Annotated in this window: 10 protein-coding genes, 4 tRNA genes and 2 pseudogenes; all 16 read right to left on the reverse strand. The window is 64.3% G+C overall.

Going from position 1 to position 16,816, the window contains the following annotated elements; all coding sequences use genetic code 11:
- Positions 1-183 precede the first annotated feature (183 nt).
- Positions 184-4,405: pseudogene (gene rpoC, locus ACFJGX_RS01515) on the reverse strand (DNA-directed RNA polymerase subunit beta').
- Positions 4,406-4,431: 26 nt separating this feature from the next.
- Positions 4,432-8,556 (reverse strand): annotated as a pseudogene (rpoB, locus tag ACFJGX_RS01520) (DNA-directed RNA polymerase subunit beta).
- Between the two features lie 308 nt (positions 8,557-8,864).
- On the reverse strand, positions 8,865-9,245 hold the full coding sequence (rplL, locus tag ACFJGX_RS01525) for a 50S ribosomal protein L7/L12 (protein ID WP_291121845.1): 381 nt from the start codon (positions 9,243-9,245) through the stop codon (positions 8,865-8,867).
- A gap of 43 nt (positions 9,246-9,288) precedes the next feature.
- Positions 9,289-9,816, reverse strand: a complete 528-nt coding sequence (gene rplJ / locus ACFJGX_RS01530) for a 50S ribosomal protein L10 (protein ID WP_291121846.1) — start codon at positions 9,814-9,816, stop codon at positions 9,289-9,291.
- A gap of 232 nt (positions 9,817-10,048) precedes the next feature.
- On the reverse strand, positions 10,049-10,744 hold the full coding sequence (gene rplA, locus ACFJGX_RS01535; protein WP_291121847.1) for a 50S ribosomal protein L1: 696 nt from the start codon (positions 10,742-10,744) through the stop codon (positions 10,049-10,051).
- On the reverse strand, positions 10,745-11,176 hold the full coding sequence (gene rplK / locus ACFJGX_RS01540) for a 50S ribosomal protein L11 (protein WP_137922451.1): 432 nt from the start codon (positions 11,174-11,176) through the stop codon (positions 10,745-10,747).
- Between the two features lie 116 nt (positions 11,177-11,292).
- The gene (nusG, locus tag ACFJGX_RS01545; protein ID WP_291121848.1) at positions 11,293-11,859 is read right to left on the reverse strand and encodes a transcription termination/antitermination protein NusG; all 567 of its coding nucleotides are present in this window, start codon (positions 11,857-11,859) and stop codon (positions 11,293-11,295) included.
- Positions 11,856-12,239, reverse strand: a complete 384-nt coding sequence (gene secE, locus ACFJGX_RS01550; RefSeq protein ID WP_291121849.1) for a preprotein translocase subunit SecE — start codon at positions 12,237-12,239, stop codon at positions 11,856-11,858. Before secE ends, nusG begins: the two co-directional genes overlap by 4 nt.
- A gap of 158 nt (positions 12,240-12,397) precedes the next feature.
- Positions 12,398-12,473 (reverse strand) — tRNA-Trp (locus tag ACFJGX_RS01555).
- A gap of 29 nt (positions 12,474-12,502) precedes the next feature.
- Complete coding sequence (gene tuf, locus ACFJGX_RS01560) at positions 12,503-13,693, reverse strand: elongation factor Tu (protein WP_382162668.1); 1,191 nt, start codon at positions 13,691-13,693, stop codon at positions 12,503-12,505.
- Between the two features lie 55 nt (positions 13,694-13,748).
- A tRNA-Thr gene (locus tag ACFJGX_RS01565) sits at positions 13,749-13,823 on the reverse strand.
- Positions 13,824-13,898: 75 nt separating this feature from the next.
- Positions 13,899-13,972: transfer RNA gene (locus tag ACFJGX_RS01570), tRNA-Gly, on the reverse strand.
- 75 nt (positions 13,973-14,047) lie between these two features.
- Positions 14,048-14,133: transfer RNA gene (locus tag ACFJGX_RS01575), tRNA-Tyr, on the reverse strand.
- 67 nt (positions 14,134-14,200) lie between these two features.
- Complete coding sequence (locus ACFJGX_RS01580; protein WP_382322946.1) at positions 14,201-14,932, reverse strand: uracil-DNA glycosylase; 732 nt, start codon at positions 14,930-14,932, stop codon at positions 14,201-14,203.
- A 7-nt stretch (positions 14,933-14,939) separates the two neighbouring features.
- Positions 14,940-15,740 (reverse strand): indole-3-glycerol phosphate synthase TrpC, encoded by an 801-nt coding sequence (trpC, locus tag ACFJGX_RS01585; protein ID WP_382322945.1) that lies wholly within the window; start codon positions 15,738-15,740, stop codon positions 14,940-14,942.
- 14 nt (positions 15,741-15,754) lie between these two features.
- Positions 15,755-16,804 carry an anthranilate phosphoribosyltransferase gene (gene trpD, locus ACFJGX_RS01590; protein ID WP_382162676.1) on the reverse strand — a complete coding sequence of 350 codons (1,050 nt, stop codon included), beginning with the start codon at positions 16,802-16,804 and terminating at the stop codon, positions 15,755-15,757.
- Positions 16,805-16,816: the final 12 nt, after the last annotated feature.

Genomic DNA, 16,816 nt, shown 5'->3' on the forward strand with positions numbered 1-16,816 from the left:
GCAGGGCATCACCCGTGCCTGCGCGCGCGCCATGAAAAAAGCCCCCGGTCGGATGACCGGGGGCTTCTGTTGGCTCGAAGGCGAAAGTGCCCCTGTCCAGAAACACCGCGGAACCGGCTTTGCCGGGCCGCAGGTGTTGCCCCCTTGAGGGGGCGGCGCATAGCGCCGCAGGGGTGGGCTTGCTTACTCGGCGTCGTGGGTGCTCGATGCGTCGGCCTGATCGGCCTGGTCGGCAGCCAGCGAGATCGCGTCGGCTTCGGCGATGGCACGGCGTTCTTCGTCGTCCATCTTCTCCTTGACCTTGCGCGCCTCGTGGTAGGCCATGCCGGTACCGGCCGGGATCAGACGACCCACGATCACGTTTTCCTTCAGACCACGCAGTTCGTCGCGCTTGCCCATGATGGCCGCTTCGGTCAGCACCCGGGTGGTTTCCTGGAAGGAAGCGGCCGAGATGAACGAGTCGGTGGACAGCGAGGCCTTGGTGATGCCCAGCAGGATGTTGCTGTACACCGCCGGCAGCTTGCCATCGGCACGCAGCGCGTCGTTGGTGTTGAGGATTTCCGAGCGCTCGACCTGTTCACCGGCGATGTAGCTGGAATCACCCACGCTGTCGACGACCACACGGCGCAGCATCTGGCGAACGATCACCTCGATGTGCTTGTCGTTGATCTTCACGCCCTGCAGGCGGTAGACGTCCTGCACTTCGTCGACGATGTAGCGGGCCAGCTCTTCCATGCCCAGCAGGCGCAGGATGTCTTGCGGATCGGCCGGGCCGTCCACCACGCTCTCGCCCTTGTTGACCACCTGGCCTTCGTGCACCAGGATGTTCTTTTCCTTGGGGATGAGGTCGTCCCACACCTTGCCTTCGGGATCGGTGATCTGCAGGCGAACCTTGCCTTTGGTCTCCTTGCCGAACGACACGGTGCCGGTCATCTCGGCCAGCATGCCCTTGTCCTTCGGGCTGCGGGCTTCGAACAGCTCGGCCACCCGCGGCAGACCGCCGGTGATGTCTCGCGTCTTCTGGCCTTCGACCGGGATGCGCGCCAGCACTTCGCCGGGGCCCACGTCCTGGCCGTCGCGCACCTGGATCAGCGAACCGATCTGGAAGCCGATGGTCACCGAGTGGTCGGTGCCGGGGATCTTCACCTCGTTGCCCGAGCCGTCGATCAGCTTGACCTGCGGACGGACCACCTTGGCGACGCCGCGGCGCTTCGGATCGATCACCACCAGGGTGGACAGGCCGGTGACATCGTCCACCTGCTTGGCGCACGGTGAGGCCTTCCTCGACGTTCTCGAACTTCACCTGACCGGCGAATTCCGTGATGATCGGGCGCGTCAGCGGATCCCAGTTGGCCAGGATCGCACCGGCCTTGATGGTCTGGTCGGCCTTGACCGACAGGATCGCACCGTAAGGCACCTTGTGGCGCTCGCGCTCACGGCCGTGTTCGTCGTGAATGACGATCTCGCCCGAACGCGCGATCACGACCAGCTCACCCTTGGTGTTGGTCACGTAGCGCATGGTGGCGTTGAAGCCGATCACGCCGCTGGACTTGGCTTCCACGCTGGAGGCCACCGCCGCGCGCGACGCTGCACCACCGATGTGGAAGGTGCGCATGGTCAGCTGCGTGCCGGGTTCGCCGATCGACTGCGCGGCGATCACGCCGACCGCTTCGCCGATGTTGACCAGGCCACCGCGGCCCAGGTCGCGGCCGTAGCACTTGGCGCAGATGCCGAAGCGGGTTTCGCAGGTCAGCGCGGTGCGCACCTTCACTTCGTCCACCGCGGCGGCTTCGAGCACGTCGAGCAGGTCTTCGTCGAGCATCTCGCCGGCGGGCACCAGCATCTGGCGCGTTTCCGGGTGGATCACCTCCTCGGCCGTGGTGCGGCCCAGGATGCGGTCGCGCAGCGACTCGATCACTTCACCGCCCTCGACGATGGCGCGCATCAGCGTGCCATTGGACGTGCCGCAATCCTGCTGGTTGACCACCAGATCCTGCGTCACATCCACCAGACGGCGAGTGAGGTAGCCGGAGTTGGCCGTCTTCAGCGCCGTGTCGGCCAGACCCTTTCGGGCGCCGTGGGTGGAGATGAAGTACTGCAACACGTTGAGGCCTTCACGGAAGTTCGCCGTGATGGGGGTCTCAATGATCGAGCCGTCAGGCTTGGCCATCAGGCCGCGCATGCCGGCCAGCTGGCGGATCTGCGCCGCGGAACCGCGGGCGCCCGAGTCGGCCATCATGTAGATGGAGTTGAACGACTCCTGGTCCACTTCCTTGCCGCTGCGGTCGGTGGTCTTCTGCTTGGCCAGCTGGGCCATCATGACCTTGGAGATCTCGTCACCGGCCTTGCCCCAGATGTCCACCACCTTGTTGTAGCGCTCGCCCGCGGTCACCAGACCGGAGGCGTACTGCTGGGCGATTTCCTTCACCTCGTTTTCGGCGCGGTCGATGATGGCCGGCTTTTCCTTGGGCACCAGCATGTCGTCCACGGCGATCGAGATGCCGGCGCGCGTGGCCAGACGGAAACCGTTCTGGAGCAGCTTGTCGGCGAACACGACGGTTTCCTTCAGACCGCACTTGCGGAACGAGGTGTTGATCAGGCGCGAGATTTCCTTCTTCTTCAGCGCCTTGTTCAGCACCTCGAAGGGCAGGCCACGCGGCAGGATCTCGGACAGCAGCGCACGACCGACCGTGGTGTCCACCAGCGAGGTGGAGGCCACGAATTCGCCGCTGGCCTTGTCCAGCGTGTGCTGGGTCAGGCGCACGGCAATCTTCGAGGTGATCTCGACCACACCGTTGTCCAGCGCGCGCTGCAGCTCGGCCAGGTCGGCGAAGTACATGCCTTCGCCCTTGGCGTTGATGCGCTCGCGGGTGGCGTAGTACAGACCCAGCACCACGTCTTGCGACGGCACGATGGAGGGTTCGCCGTTGGCCGGGAACAGGATGTTGTTCGAGGCCAGCATCAGCGTGCGGGCTTCGAGCTGGGCTTCCACGGACAGCGGCACGTGAACGGCCATCTGGTCACCGTCGAAGTCGGCGTTGAAGGCCGCGCAGACCAGCGGGTGCAGCTGGATCGCCTTGCCTTCGATCAGGATCGGCTCGAACGCCTGGATGCCCAGGCGGTGCAGCGTCGGTGCGCGGTTGAGCATCACCGGGTGTTCCTTGATCACCTCTTCCAGGATGTCCCACACCACCGGCGTGCCGGCTTCCACTTCCTTCTTCGCGGCCTTGATGGTGGTCGCGATGCCCATGGCTTCCAGGCGCGAGAAGATGAAAGGCTTGAACAGTTCGAGCGCCATCAGCTTGGGCAGGCCGCACTGGTGCAGCTTGAGCGTGGGGCCGACCACGATGACCGAACGGCCCGAGTAGTCGACGCGCTTGCCCAGCAAGTTCTGGCGGAAGCGGCCGCTCTTGCCCTTGATCATGTCTGCCAGCGACTTCAGCGCGCGCTTGTTGGCGCCCGTCATGGCCTTGCCACGGCGGCCGTTGTCCAGCAGCGAGTCCACGGCTTCCTGCAGCATGCGCTTCTCGTTGCGCGCGATGATCTCGGGCGCCTTGAGTTCGAGCAGGCGGCGCAGGCGGCTGTTGCGGTTGATGACGCGGCGGTACAGGTCGTTCAGGTCGGAGGTCGCGAAGCGGCCGCCGTCCAGCGGCACCAGCGGACGCAGGTCCGGCGGCAGCACGGGCAGCACGTCGAGCACCATCCACTCGGGCTTGATGCCGGACTTCTTGAAGGCTTCCAGCACCTTCAGGCGCTTGGCGTTCTTCTTGATCTTGAGTTCGGAGCCGGTCAGGTCGTTGCGCAGCTTCTCGATCTCGATGTCGAGGTCGATCGCCTGCAGCAGTTCCTTGATGCCCTCGGCGCCCATCTTGGCGATGAATTCGTCGCCGAATTCCTTGCGCTTGGCGTCGTAGTCGTCCTCGCTCATGATCGCGAACTTCTTCAGCGGGGTCATGCCCGGATCGACGATCACATACGCTTCGAAGTACAGCACGCGTTCGATGTCGCGCAGCGTCATGTCCAGGATCAGGCCCAGGCGCGACGGCAGCGACTTCAGGAACCAGATGTGGGCGCAGGGCGCGGCCAGGTCGATGTGACCCATGCGCTCGCGACGCACCTTGGTCTGCGTGACTTCAACGCCGCACTTCTCGCAGATGACACCGCGGTGCTTGAGGCGCTTGTACTTGCCGCACAGGCATTCGTAGTCCTTGATGGGACCGAAGATCTTGGCGCAGAACAGGCCGTCGCGCTCGGGCTTGAACGTGCGGTAGTTGATGGTCTCGGGCTTCTTGACTTCACCGAAGGACCACGAGCGGATTTTTTCCGGCGAGGCCAGGCCGATGCGGATCGCATCGAAGTGCTCGTCGGGCGTGAACTGCTTGAACAGGTCGAGCAAAGATTTCATGGGTTGCTTTCCTTAAGTTCGGTGAATCAGGAACGTTCCAGCTCGATGTCGATACCGAGCGAGCGGATTTCCTTGACCAGCACGTTGAACGACTCGGGCATGCCCGCGTCGATCGTGTGCTCGCCCTTGACGATGGATTCGTACACCTTGGTGCGGCCTTGCACGTCGTCGGACTTGACGGTGAGCATTTCCTGCAGGATGTACGAAGCGCCGTAGGCTTCCAGCGCCCACACTTCCATTTCGCCGAAGCGCTGGCCCCCGAACTCCGCCTTGCCGCCCAGCGGCTGCTGGGTCACGAGCGAGTACGGGCCGGTGGAACGGGCGTGCATCTTGTCGTCGACCAAGTGGTGCAGCTTCAGGAAGTGCATGTAGCCCACGGTGGTCTTGCGCTCGAAGGCGTCACCCGTGCGGCCGTCGTACAGCTGCGCCTGGGTGCGGGTCTCGGTCAGGCCCTTGAGTTGAGCGATGTCGTCCGGGTAGGCCAGCTTGAGCATCGCGCGGATCTCGTCTTCCGAGGCACCGTCGAACACCGGGGTGGCGAACGGCACGCCGGTCTGCAGGTTCTCGGCCATCTCGATCACCTCGGCATCGCTCAGCGCGGCCAGGGTTTCCTTCTTGCCAGCCGAGTTGTAGACGGTCTCGAGGAACTTGCGCAGCTCGGCCACCTTGGCCTCGGCTTGCAGCATGTCGCCGATGCGCTGGCCCAGGCCCTTGGCGGCCCAGCCCAGGTGGACTTCGAGCACCTGGCCCACGTTCATGCGCGAAGGCACGCCCAGCGGGTTGAGCACGATGTCGGCGGGGGGTGCCGTCGGCCATGTGAGGCATGTCCTCCACGGGCACGATCTTGGAGACCACGCCCTTGTTGCCGTGGCGGCCGGCCATCTTGTCACCCGGCTGCAGGCGGCGCTTGACGGCCAGGTAGACCTTGACCATCTTGAGCACGCCAGCGGGCAGCTCGTCGCCCTGCGTGAGCTTCTTGCGCTTCTCTTCGAACGCGAGGTCGAAGCTGTGGCGCGTCTGCTCCATCGAGTTCTTGATGGACTCGAGCTGGGCGGCCACGGTCTCGTCGGCCGGGCGGATGTCGAACCAGTGGTACTTCTCGACGTCGTCCAGGTAGGCCTTGTCGATGGTCGTGCCCTTGGACAGCTTCTTCGGGCCACCGTTGGCGATCTTGCCGGTCAGCAGCTTCTCGATCCGGTCGAAGGCGTCGGCTTCCACGATGCGCAGCTGGTCGTTGAGGTCCAGGCGGAAGCGCTTGAGTTCGTCGTCGATGATCTGCTGGGCGCGCTTGTCGCGCGTGATGCCCTCGCGGGTGAACACCTGCACGTCGATCACGGTGCCTTGCGAGCCCTGATCCACGCGCAGCGAGGTGTCCTTCACGTCGGAGGCCTTCTCGCCGAAGATCGCGCGCAGCAGCTTCTCTTCGGGCGTCAGCGTGGTCTCGCCCTTGGGCGTGACCTTGCCCACCAGCACGTCGCCGGGCAGCACTTCGGCGCCCACGTAGATGATGCCGGAGTCGTCCAGGCGGTTGAGCTGCTGCTCGGCCAGGTTGGGGATGTCGCGGGTGATTTCTTCCGCGCCCAGCTTGGTGTCGCGCGCCATGACCACCAGTTCCTCGATGTGGATCGAGGTGTAGCGGTCGTCGGCGACCACGCGTTCGGAGATCAGGATCGAATCTTCGAAGTTGTAGCCGTTCCAGGGCATGAAGGCGATCAGCATGTTCTGCCCGATCGAGATCTCACCCAGGTCGGTCGACGCGCCGTCGGCGATCACGTCACCCGAGGCCAGCTTGTCGCCCTTCTTGACGATGGGACGCTGGTGGATGTTGGTGTTCTGGTTGGAGCGCTGGTACTTGATGAGGTTGTAGATGTCCACACCCACTTCACCGGCCACGGCTTCAGCGTCGTTCACGCGGATCACGATGCGGGTCGCGTCCACGTAGTCGACCACGCCGCCGCGCTTGGCGGTGACGACGGTGCCGGAGTCGATCGCGGCCACGCGCTCGATGCCGGTGCCCACCAGGGGCTTCTCGGGACGCAGCACGGGCACGGCCTGGCGCGACATGTTGGCGCCCATCAGCGCGCGGTTCGCATCGTCGTGCTCGAGGAACGGCACCAGCGAGGCGGCCACGGAGACGATCTGCGCGGGCGACACGTCCATGTACTGGATGGTGTCGGCCGGCGTCAGGATCGATTCACCCTTTTCACGCGCGGAGATCAGGTCACCGGTCAGGCGGCCTTCGGCGTCGAGCGCGGCGTTGGCCTGGGCGATGACGTACTTGCCTTCTTCGATGGCCGACAGGTAGTCGATCTGGTTCGTCACCTTGCCATCGATCACGCGGCGGTACGGCGTTTCGATGAAGCCGTATTCGTTCAGGCGCGCGTACAGGGCCAGCGAGTTGATCAGACCGATGTTCGGGCCTTCCGGCGTTTCGATCGGGCAGACGCGGCCGTAGTGGGTCACGTGCACGTCGCGCACTTCGAAGCCGGCGCGTTCGCGGGTCAGACCGCCCGGGCCCAGGGCCGAGACGCGGCGCTTGTGCGTGATCTCGGCGAGCGGGTTGGTCTGGTCCATGAACTGCGACAGCTGCGACGCACCGAAGAACTCCTTAAGCGCCGCGGAAATCGGCTTGGAGTTGATCAGGTCGTGCGGCATCAGCGGCTCTTGCTCGGCCTGGCCGAGGCGTTCCTTCACGGCCTTCTCGATGCGGGCCAGGCCGGTGCGGTACTGGTTTTCGGCCAGTTCGCCGACGCAGCGCACGCGGCGGTTGCCCAGATGGTCGATGTCATCGACTTCGCCACGGCCGTTGCGCAGGTCCACCAGGATCTTGACCACGGCCAGGATGTCGTCGTTGGACAGCACCATGGGGCCGGTGGATTCGTCGCGGCCCACGCGGGCGTTGAACTTCATGCGGCCCACGCGCGACAGGTCGTACGTGTCCGGGTTGTAGAACAGGCGGTGGAACAGGGCCTGCACGGCGTCTTCGGTCGGCGGCTCGCCGGGGCGCATCATGCGGTAGATGCCACGCGCGCGGCGAACTCGTCGGCGGTTTCGTCGATGCGCAGGGTCTGCGAGATGTAGGCGCCCTGATCGAGTTCGTTGGTGTACAGGCACTGCAGGTCCTGCACGCCGGCGGTGCGCAGCTTCTTCAGCAGCGCTTCGGTCAGCTCTTCGTTGGCCTTGGCGATGATCTCGCCGGTGTCGGTGTCCACGATGTTGCGCGCCACGACGCGGCCGATCATGAAATCTTCCGGCACGCTGATGTGCGTGGTGCCCGACTGCTCGAGTTCGCGGGTGTGGCGCACGGTGATGCGCTTGTCCTTGGCGACCACGACCTTGCCGCTCTTGTCGGTGATGTCGAAACGCGCCACTTCACCGCGCAGGCGCTCGGGCACGAAGGCCATCTGCGCGCCGCTGTCCATCAGGCGGAAGTGGTCGTTGACGAAGAAGTTGGCCAGGATGGCTTCCGGCGTCAGGCCGATGGCCTTGAGCAGGATGGTGACCGGCATCTTGCGGCGACGGTCGACGCGGAAGAACAGCACGTCCTTCGGATCGAATTCGAAGTCGAGCCAGGAGCCGCGGTACGGAATGATGCGAGCGGAGAACAGCAGCTTGCCCGAGCTGTGCGTCTTGCCCTTGTCGTGTTCGAAGAACACACCCGGCGAACGGTGCAACTGAGACACGATCACGCGCTCGGTGCCGTTGATGATGAAGGAGCCCTTCTCGGTCATCAGGGGCACTTCGCCCATGTAGACCTCTTGCTCCTTCACTTCCTTGATCACCTTGGATTGCGCGGTCGAGGACTCGCGGTCATAGATGATCAGCTGGACGCGAGCACGCACGGCGGACGCGAAGGTCAGGCCGCGGGTCTGGCATTCGCGCACGTCGAACGCGGGCTTGGCCAGGTTGTACTCGACGAACTTCATCTCCACGAAACCGTTGTGGGAGACGATGGGGAAAGCGGCCTCGAACGCGGCCTGCAGGCCTTCGTTGGTGCGTTTCTTCGGTGCGCTGTCGGCTTGCAGGAACGCGGTGTACGCGTCCTTCTGCATTTGCAGGAGGTAAGGAATCGCGAGGACGTTTTCGCGGGTACCAAAGCTCTTGCGGATGCGCTTGCGTTCGGTGTATGAGTATTTCGATGCTGAGGCCATGAGATCTCCGGGCTTGAGGTCTGCGGCGACTGTCTTGCCTACCAGGGACGGATTCCTGGTGGCTTTCTTGGTGGCTGGCCTCTACCAACCATTGGCGGACGGCCTGTGCATTGCACACAGGCCCGAACCAAGTCGTTTTCTGCAGTCGGGGTCAGAAAACACTGCTAAGAAGACTCGAAAAATCTGCTTAGCGGTGTTTCAACAAAACACTCAAAAGCCGTTTCGTGAGACGGGCTTTTGGGTGTGCTCTGAAAGCACCAAAGGCTGGAGGCCCTTGTCGAGCACTCCAGCCCCTGAAACCGGGCGAATTACTTCAGCTCGGCCTTGGCGCCGGCTTCCACCAGCTTCTTGACAGCGGCTTCGGCGTCGGCCTTGGCGATCGCTTCCTTGACGTTCTTCGGTGCGCCGTCGACCAGGTCCTTGGCTTCCTTGAGGCCCAGGCCGGTGATTTCGCGCACGGCCTTGATGACGGAGACCTTGTTCGCGCCGGCTTCGACCAGCACGACGTTGAATTCGGTCTTCTCTTCAGCGGCTGCGGCAGCACCACCGCCAGCGCCGCCGGCAGCAGGAGCGGCCATGGCGGCAGCGCTCACACCAAACTTCTCTTCGATGGCTTTCACCAGTTCGTTGAGTTCCATGACCGTCATGCTGTCCAGCGCGGTCAAAAATGCGTCTTTATCGAATGCCATTTTGATTTCCTAACAATTGGTTTGAATGAAAGTGCCGCGCCACTCAGGCAGCAGCCGCTTCTTCGGCTGCCGGTGCGGCAGCGCCTTCGCCTTTTTTGGCCGCCAGCGCGCCCAGCACCACGGCCGTGCGCGAAATGGGCGACATCAGCAAGCCACACAGCTGCGCCAACAGGACTTCCTTCGAAGGAATGCTGGCAAGCGTCTTCACGCCGTTGACGTCCAGGGCCTTGCCTCCGTACACACCGCCGCGGATCACCAGCTTGTCGTTGGTTTTCGCGAAATCGGCCACCACCTTCGCGGCGGCCACAGCGTCTTCAGAGAAGCCATAGATCAGCGGGCCGGTCATCTGGTCAGCGGCCACTTCAAACGGGCTGCCAGCCACCGCACGGCGGGCCAGGGTGTTCTTCAACACACTCAGGCTCACACCATTGCTGCGGGCTGTCACGCGCAGTTTGTCCATGTTCGCGACCGTGATGCCACGGTATTCCGCCATCACGAGCGTTTGAGCTTTTGCGGCGAGGCTGGTCACTTCGGAAATGACCGCTTCTTTCTCACTGCGATTCAGACTCAAGGTCTACTCCTTAAATGTGCCCTCGGTCCTTCAAGACCTGGGGCACGCCTCATTGCAGCGATTCAACTGTTTCGGAACGGATTCCATCTGCAGCGGGATCGCCATCTGCGTTGGCTTGTCACAATTAAGCCGGCTTGCACCAGCACCAACGGTCTTGGATGGCCCCCGGATCGGCTTTCGCCAGCCCGGGGCCCACCACACCCAGGCCCCGAAGGGCCCGAATTTCTTGCGATTACGCCGAGATGGACTGGGTGTCCACGCGGACGCCCACACCCATCGTCGACGACACCGCCACCTTGCGCAGGTACACACCCTTGCTGGTGGCGGGCTTGGCCTTGGTCAGCGCGTCGAGCAGCGCCACCAGGTTGCCCTGGAGCTTGTCGGCGTCGAACGAGCGGCGGCCGATCGTGCCGTGCACGATGCCGGCCTTGTCGACGCGGAACTGCACCTGGCCCGCCTTGGCGTTGCGCACGGCTTGTGCCACATCGGGCGTCACGGTGCCGACCTTGGGGTTGGGCATCAGGCCGCGCGGGCCCAGCACCTGACCCAGGGTACCGACGATGCGCATGGCGTCCGGCGAGGCGATGACCACGTCGAAGTTCATGTTGCCGGCCTTGATGTCGGCGGCGAGGTCGTCCATGCCGACGATGTCGGCACCGGCGGCCTTGGCTTCTTCGGCCTTGGCGCCTTGGGCGAACACGGCCACGCGCTTGGTCTTGCCGGTGCCGTTGGGCATCACGACGGCGCCACGCACCACCTGGTCCGACTTCTTGGCATCCACGCCCAGCTGGATCGCCACGTCGATGGACTCATCGAACTTGGCGTTCGCGCATTCCTTGATGATCGCCAGGGCGTCGGTCAGGCTGTACAGCTTGTTGCTGTCGACCTTGCCTTCGAAGGCTTTCTGTTTTTTGGTCAGCTTGGCCATTTACACGCCCTCCACAATCACGCCCATCGAGCGAGCCGAACCGGCGATGGTGCGCACAGCAGCGTCCACATCGGCAGCGGTCATGTCCTTCATCTTGGTCTTGGCGATCTCTTCGAGCTGGGCCCGGGTGATCTTGCCGACCTTGTTCTTGTTGGGCACCGAGGAGCCCTTGTCCAGCTTGATGGCCTTCTTGATCAGGGTCGTCGCGGGCGGCGTCTTGATGATGAAGGTGAAGCTCTTGTCCGCGAAGGCCGTGATCACCACGGGCAGCGGCAGACCGGGCTCGACGCCCTGGGTCTGGGCGTTGAACGCCTTGCAGAACTCCATGATGTTCAGGCCGCGCTGACCCAGCGCCGGACCGATCGGGGGAGAGGGGTTGGCCTTACCAGCTGGCACTTGCAGCTTGATGAAGCCGACGATTTTTTTCGCCATTTTTTAGCTCCTGCGAGTGCAGACGGTTGCCATCAAGACAACCTCCTCGCGGTTGGGGACCCGGGAAAGAAACAATGGCACAGGCGTCGGGCCGACCCGCCTGTGCCACGAAAGATTCAGGTCTTTTCGACCTGGCTGAATTCCAGCTCCACCGGCGTGGCACGACCGAAGATGGTCACCGACACGCGCATCTTGTTCTTCTCGTAGTTGACTTCTTCGACGGTGCCGTTGAAGTCGGTGAACGGACCTTCCTTGACGCGCACGTACTCGCCGACCACGAACTCGACCTTGTGGCGCGGCTTGTCGGTGCCTTCCTGCATCTGGTTGACGATCTTCTGAACGTCTTCCTCGGAGATCGGCGCCGGGCGGTTCTTCGCGCCACCCACGAAACCGGTCACCTTGTTGGTGTGCTTCACCAGGTGCCAGGTGTCGTCGTCCATCACCATTTCCACCAGCACGTAGCCGGGGAAGAACTTGCGCTCGGTGGTGCGCTTCTGGCCGTTCTTCATCTCCACCACTTCTTCGGTGGGGACCAGGATGCGGCCAAACTTGTCTTGCATGCCGGCGCGGTTGATGCGCTCGACGATGTTGCGCTCGGCCGCCTTTTCCATGCCGGAGTAGGCATGGACCACGTACCAGCGCATGCCTTCAGCGGCCACGGGACTGTGTTGCTCGGTCATCATTTCCTCCAGCCCAGGATCAGGTCGTAAAACAGCCATTCGACGGTCTTGTCGGTCAGCCACAGGAACAGGGCCATCACGAACACGAACGCGAACACATAGGCCGTCATCTGGATGGCCTCCTTGCGCGCCGGCCAGACCACCTTCTTGACCTCACGCCAGGCGTCACGGCCGAAGGCGATCAGCTGCTTGCCCGACTCGGACACCGCGAACACCACCACGGCCGCGCCCAGCAGCACGATCAGCGCACCCCATTGCGCCAGCGCACCGCGCGAGGACAGCAGGTAGAACGCCACGAACGAGCCCAGCAACAGCGCGATCGCCGCCGCCAGCTTGGCCTTGTCGGCGCCGGTGTGGACGGTTTGAACTTCGGAAGTGGCGATGAGGATCCAGACAATTCGTATCAAAAGGCGCGTCCAAAACCCGAAAGCTTGAGACACGCAAGCCCACCAGAGGTCTTCACGACTTCGGTGGGCTTGTTAACCACTCAACAGGGTGGATTCAGGTTCCTGGCTTCAGGTTCCGGCGACATCCTGTCGGGTGGCAGGGGCAGTAGGAATCGAACCTACAACCTTCGGTTTTGGAGACCGACGCTCTGCCAATTGAGCTATACCCCTACTGGCTTCTGCCCCACAAAGGGCTTTTCTTACGCGATGATTTTTGCGACGACGCCGGCGCCGACGGTGCGGCCGCCTTCGCGGATGGCAAAGCGCAGGCCTTCTTCCATGGCGATCGGGGCGATCAGCTTGACCGTGATCGACACGTTGTCACCCGGCATCACCATTTCCTTGCCTTCGGGCAGCTCGATCGAGCCGGTCACGTCGGTCGTGCGGAAATAGAACTGCGGACGGTAGTTGTTGAAGAACGGCGTGTGACGGCCACCTTCGTCCTTGGACAGCACGTACACCTCACCCGTGAAGTGCGTGTGCGGCTTGATCGAGCCGGGCTTGCACAGCACCTGGCCGCGCTGCACGTCTTCGCGCTTGGTGCCGCGCAGCAGGATACCCACGTTGTCGCCCGCCTGGCCCTGGTCCAGCAGCTTGCGGAACATCTCCACGCCCGTGCAGGTCGTCTTCTGCGTGGCGGAGATGCCCACGATCTCGATTTCTTCGCCGACCTTGATGATGCCGCGCTCGATACGGCCCGTCACCACGGTGCCGCGGCCCGAGATGGAGAACACGTCTTCCACCGGCATCAGGAAGGCACCGTCCACCGCGCGCTCGGGCGTGGGGATGTAGGTGTCCAGCGCGTCAGCCAGCTTCATGATGGCTTCTTCGCCCAGCTTGCCCTTGTCGCCTTCCAGGGCGAGTTTGGCCGAGCCGTGGATGATGGGGGTGGCGTCGCCCGGGAAGTCGTACTTGTCCAGCAGCTCGCGCACTTCCATCTCGACCAGCTCGAGCAGCTCGGCGTCGTCGACCATGTCGCACTTGTTCAGGAACACGATGATGTAAGGCACGCCCACCTGGCGCGCCAGCAGGATGTGCTCGCGGGTCTGGGGCATCGGGCCGTCAGCGGCCGAGCACACCAGAATGGCGCCGTCCATCTGGGCGGCACCGGTGATCATGTTCTTGACGTAGTCGGCGTGGCCGGGGCAGTCCACGTGGGCGTAGTGGCGGTTGGCCGTCTCGTATTCCACGTGCGCGGTGTTGATCGTGATGCCGCGCGCCTTCTCTTCCGGTGCCGCATCGATCTGGTCGTAGGCCTTGGCCGCGCCGCCGAACTTGGCCGCCAGCACCGTCGTGATCGCCGCCGTCAGCGTCGTCTTGCCATGGTCCACGTGACCAATCGTGCCCACGTTCACGTGCGGCTTGGTCCGCTCAAATTTCTCTTTTGCCATTTTTCAGCTCCAAAATCAAAATTGCCGAAACACCAGAACAATGCAGGAATATCACTGGTGCCCATGGCGGGAATCGGACCCGCGACCTCTCCCTTACCAAGGGAGTGCTCTACCACTGAGCCACATGGGCAAAGGCACCCGGCGGACCGGACACCCCTGAAAACTCAAACGCCTGTCAAAAACACATCCAACCACCGACGGGACATGGAGCGGGAGACGGGAATCGAACCCGCGTCATCAGCTTGGAAGGCTGGGGTTCTACCATTGAACTACTCCCGCCTGACCTAACCGGCACCACACGGCACCGACCCTCTGGGCGAAACATCCCATTTGCTAACACGTCACATCGATCGCTGGTGGAGGAGGCTGGATTCGAACCAGCGTACGCGTAAGCGGGCAGATTTACAGTCTGCTGCCTTTAACCACTCGGCCACCCCTCCATAGCGCAGCCCGCGATTATGCCATGGATTTGTGGCACTTGGCGCCCGCTCCCCGCTGCCCATTCCGTCACCAGGCGATCGGCGCCCGGCCCTGCCCGGCCAGCCAGGCGTTGGCCTGCCCGAAATGGCCGCAGCCGACGAACGGTACGGGGCCGCGCCGGGCCGACAGCGGCGACGGGTGGTTGGCGCTGAGCACGAGATGGCGCCGGGCGTCGATCAAAGGCGTCTTTTTCTGGGCATGGGCGCCCCAGAGCAGAAACACCTTGGGGTCGCCGGTGTGGCCGCAGTGCTGGATGACGGCGTCGGTCAAGGCTTCCCAGCCCCGGCCGGCATGGCTGGCGGGCTGGCCGTCCTCCACCGTCAGGCCGGTGTTGAGCAGCAGGACACCCTGCCGGGCCCAGCGCACCAGCGAGCCGTCGGCTGGCACAGGCGTACCCAGATCGCGCTGCAGCTCCTGGAACATGTTGCGCAGGCTGGGCGGAGTCTTGACGCCGGGCGCCACGGAAAAGGCCAACCCTTCAGCCTGTCCGGGGCCGTGGTACGGGTCCTGGCCCAGGATGACCACGCGAACCGCCTCGGGGGCACTGAGTTCAAGGGCCCGCAGCGGCCTGGGCGGGTAGACCACCGCCCCCTGCGCCAGCCGCTCGGCCAGAAAGTCCTGCAACCCGCGCCCCGGGGACGAGGCCCAGAAATGGTCCACCAGACCGGCCCAACCCGGCTGCACCGGCCAGTCGGCCGGCTGGGCCGACAACAGATGGGGGGTCACCGCGGGCCCGTCCCAGTCGAAACCGGCTTGCATCGCCACCTCAGTTGAACAGCTCGGCCAGCGCCAGCCCGGGCTCGGGCGCGCGCATGAAAGCCTCGCCCACCAGGAAGGCGTTGACCCCCGCCGCGCGCATGGTCTGCACGTCGGCGCGGCCCAGGATGCCCGATTCGGTGATCAACAGGCGGTCGGCCGGCACATCGGGCAGCATGTCCAGCGTGGTCCGCAGCGTCACCTCGAAGGTGCGCAGGTTGCGGTTGTTGATGCCGACCAGGCGGGTCTTGAGCCGCAGCGCGCGCTCCAGTTCGGCGCGGTCGTGCACCTCGACCAGCACGGCCATGTTCAGGCCCAGGGCCACGGCCTCGAGCTCGGCCATGCGGGCGTCGTCCAGGCAGGCGGCGATCAGCAGGATGGCGTCGGCGCCCATGGCGCGGGCCTCATAGACCTGGTAGGGGTCGACCATGAAGTCCTTGCGCAGCACGGGCAGGTCGCAGCTGGCGCGGGCCTGCTTGAGGAAATCGGGGCTGCCCTGGAAGAACTGGCGGTCGGTCAGCACCGACAGGCAGGCCGCGCTCACCTGGCCATCGCCTTCGGCGTAGCTTTGCGCGATGTCGGCGGGAATGAAGTCTTCGCGCAACACGCCCTTGCTCGGGCTGGCCTTCTTGACCTCGGCGATCACGGCCGCCTGGCCGGCGGCGATCTTGGCGCGCAGCGCGCCCTCGAAATCGCGCGTGAGCACGCGGCTCTCGGCATCGAAACGCACCGCATCCAGCGGCTTCTTGCGCTGGGCGGCGGCGATTTCCTCGTGCTTGACGGCCACGATCTTCTGCAGGATGTCGCTCATGACGGTGTTCCAGATCAGGCCACGAAGGCCTTGAGTTGTTCGAGTTTCGCCAGCGCCGCGCCGGCGGCGAGCGTGCGCCGCGCCAGCGCGATGCCTTCGCCCATGTCGGCGACCACGTTGGCCGCGTACAGCGCCACACCGGCGTTGAGCGCCACGATCTCGCTGGCGGCCTTGAAGGCCGGGTCGTCGCGGCCTTCGAGCACCCCCATCAGCATCTGGCGCGAGGCCTCGGGCGTTTCCACCCGCAGCGCGCGGCTGCTGGCCATGGTCATGCCGAAGTCCTCGGGGTGGATTTCGTATTCGGTGATCTCACCGTTCTTGAGTTCGCCGACCAGCGTGGCGGCGCCGAGCGAGACCTCGTCCATGCCGTCGCGCCCGTACACCACCACGGCGTGTTCGGCGCCCAGGCGCTGCAGCGCGCGCACCTGGATGCCCACCAGATCGGGGTGGAACACGCCCATGAGGATGTTGGGGGCCGAGGCCGGGTTGGTCAGCGGCCCCAGGATGTTGAAGATGGTCTTGATGCCGAGCTCGCGCCGCACCGGGGCCACGTTCTTCATGGCGGGGTGGTGGTTGGGCGCGAACATGAAGCCCACGCCGACCTGTTCGATGCAGCGCGCGATGGCCTCGGGCGGCAGGTTGATGTTGACGCCCAGGCTCTCCAGCACGTCGGCGCTGCCACTCTTGCTCGAGACGCTGCGCCCACCGTGTTTGCTCACGCGCGCGCCGGCCGCGGCGGCCACGAACATGGAACAGGTGGAGATGTTGAAGGTGTGCGAGCCGTCGCCGCCGGTGCCCACGATGTCGACCAGGTGGGTCTTGTCGGCCACGTGCACCTTGGTGGAGAACTCGCGCATCACCTGCGCGGCGGCGGTGATCTCACCGATGGTTTCCTTCTTCACGCGCAGGCCGGTGATGAAGGCGGCCATCATGACCGGCGACATCTCGCCGCTCATGATCAGGCGCATGAGGTGCAGCATCTCGTCGTGGAAGATCTCGCGGTGCTCGATGGTGCGCTGCAGCGCTTCCTGCGGGGTGATCTTGTGTGCGGAGGTGGGTGACATGAAGGTCTCCAA

Source organism: Hydrogenophaga sp. UC242_50, assembly GCF_042697355.1.
Taxonomy (GTDB): Bacteria; Pseudomonadota; Gammaproteobacteria; order Burkholderiales; family Burkholderiaceae_C; genus Hydrogenophaga.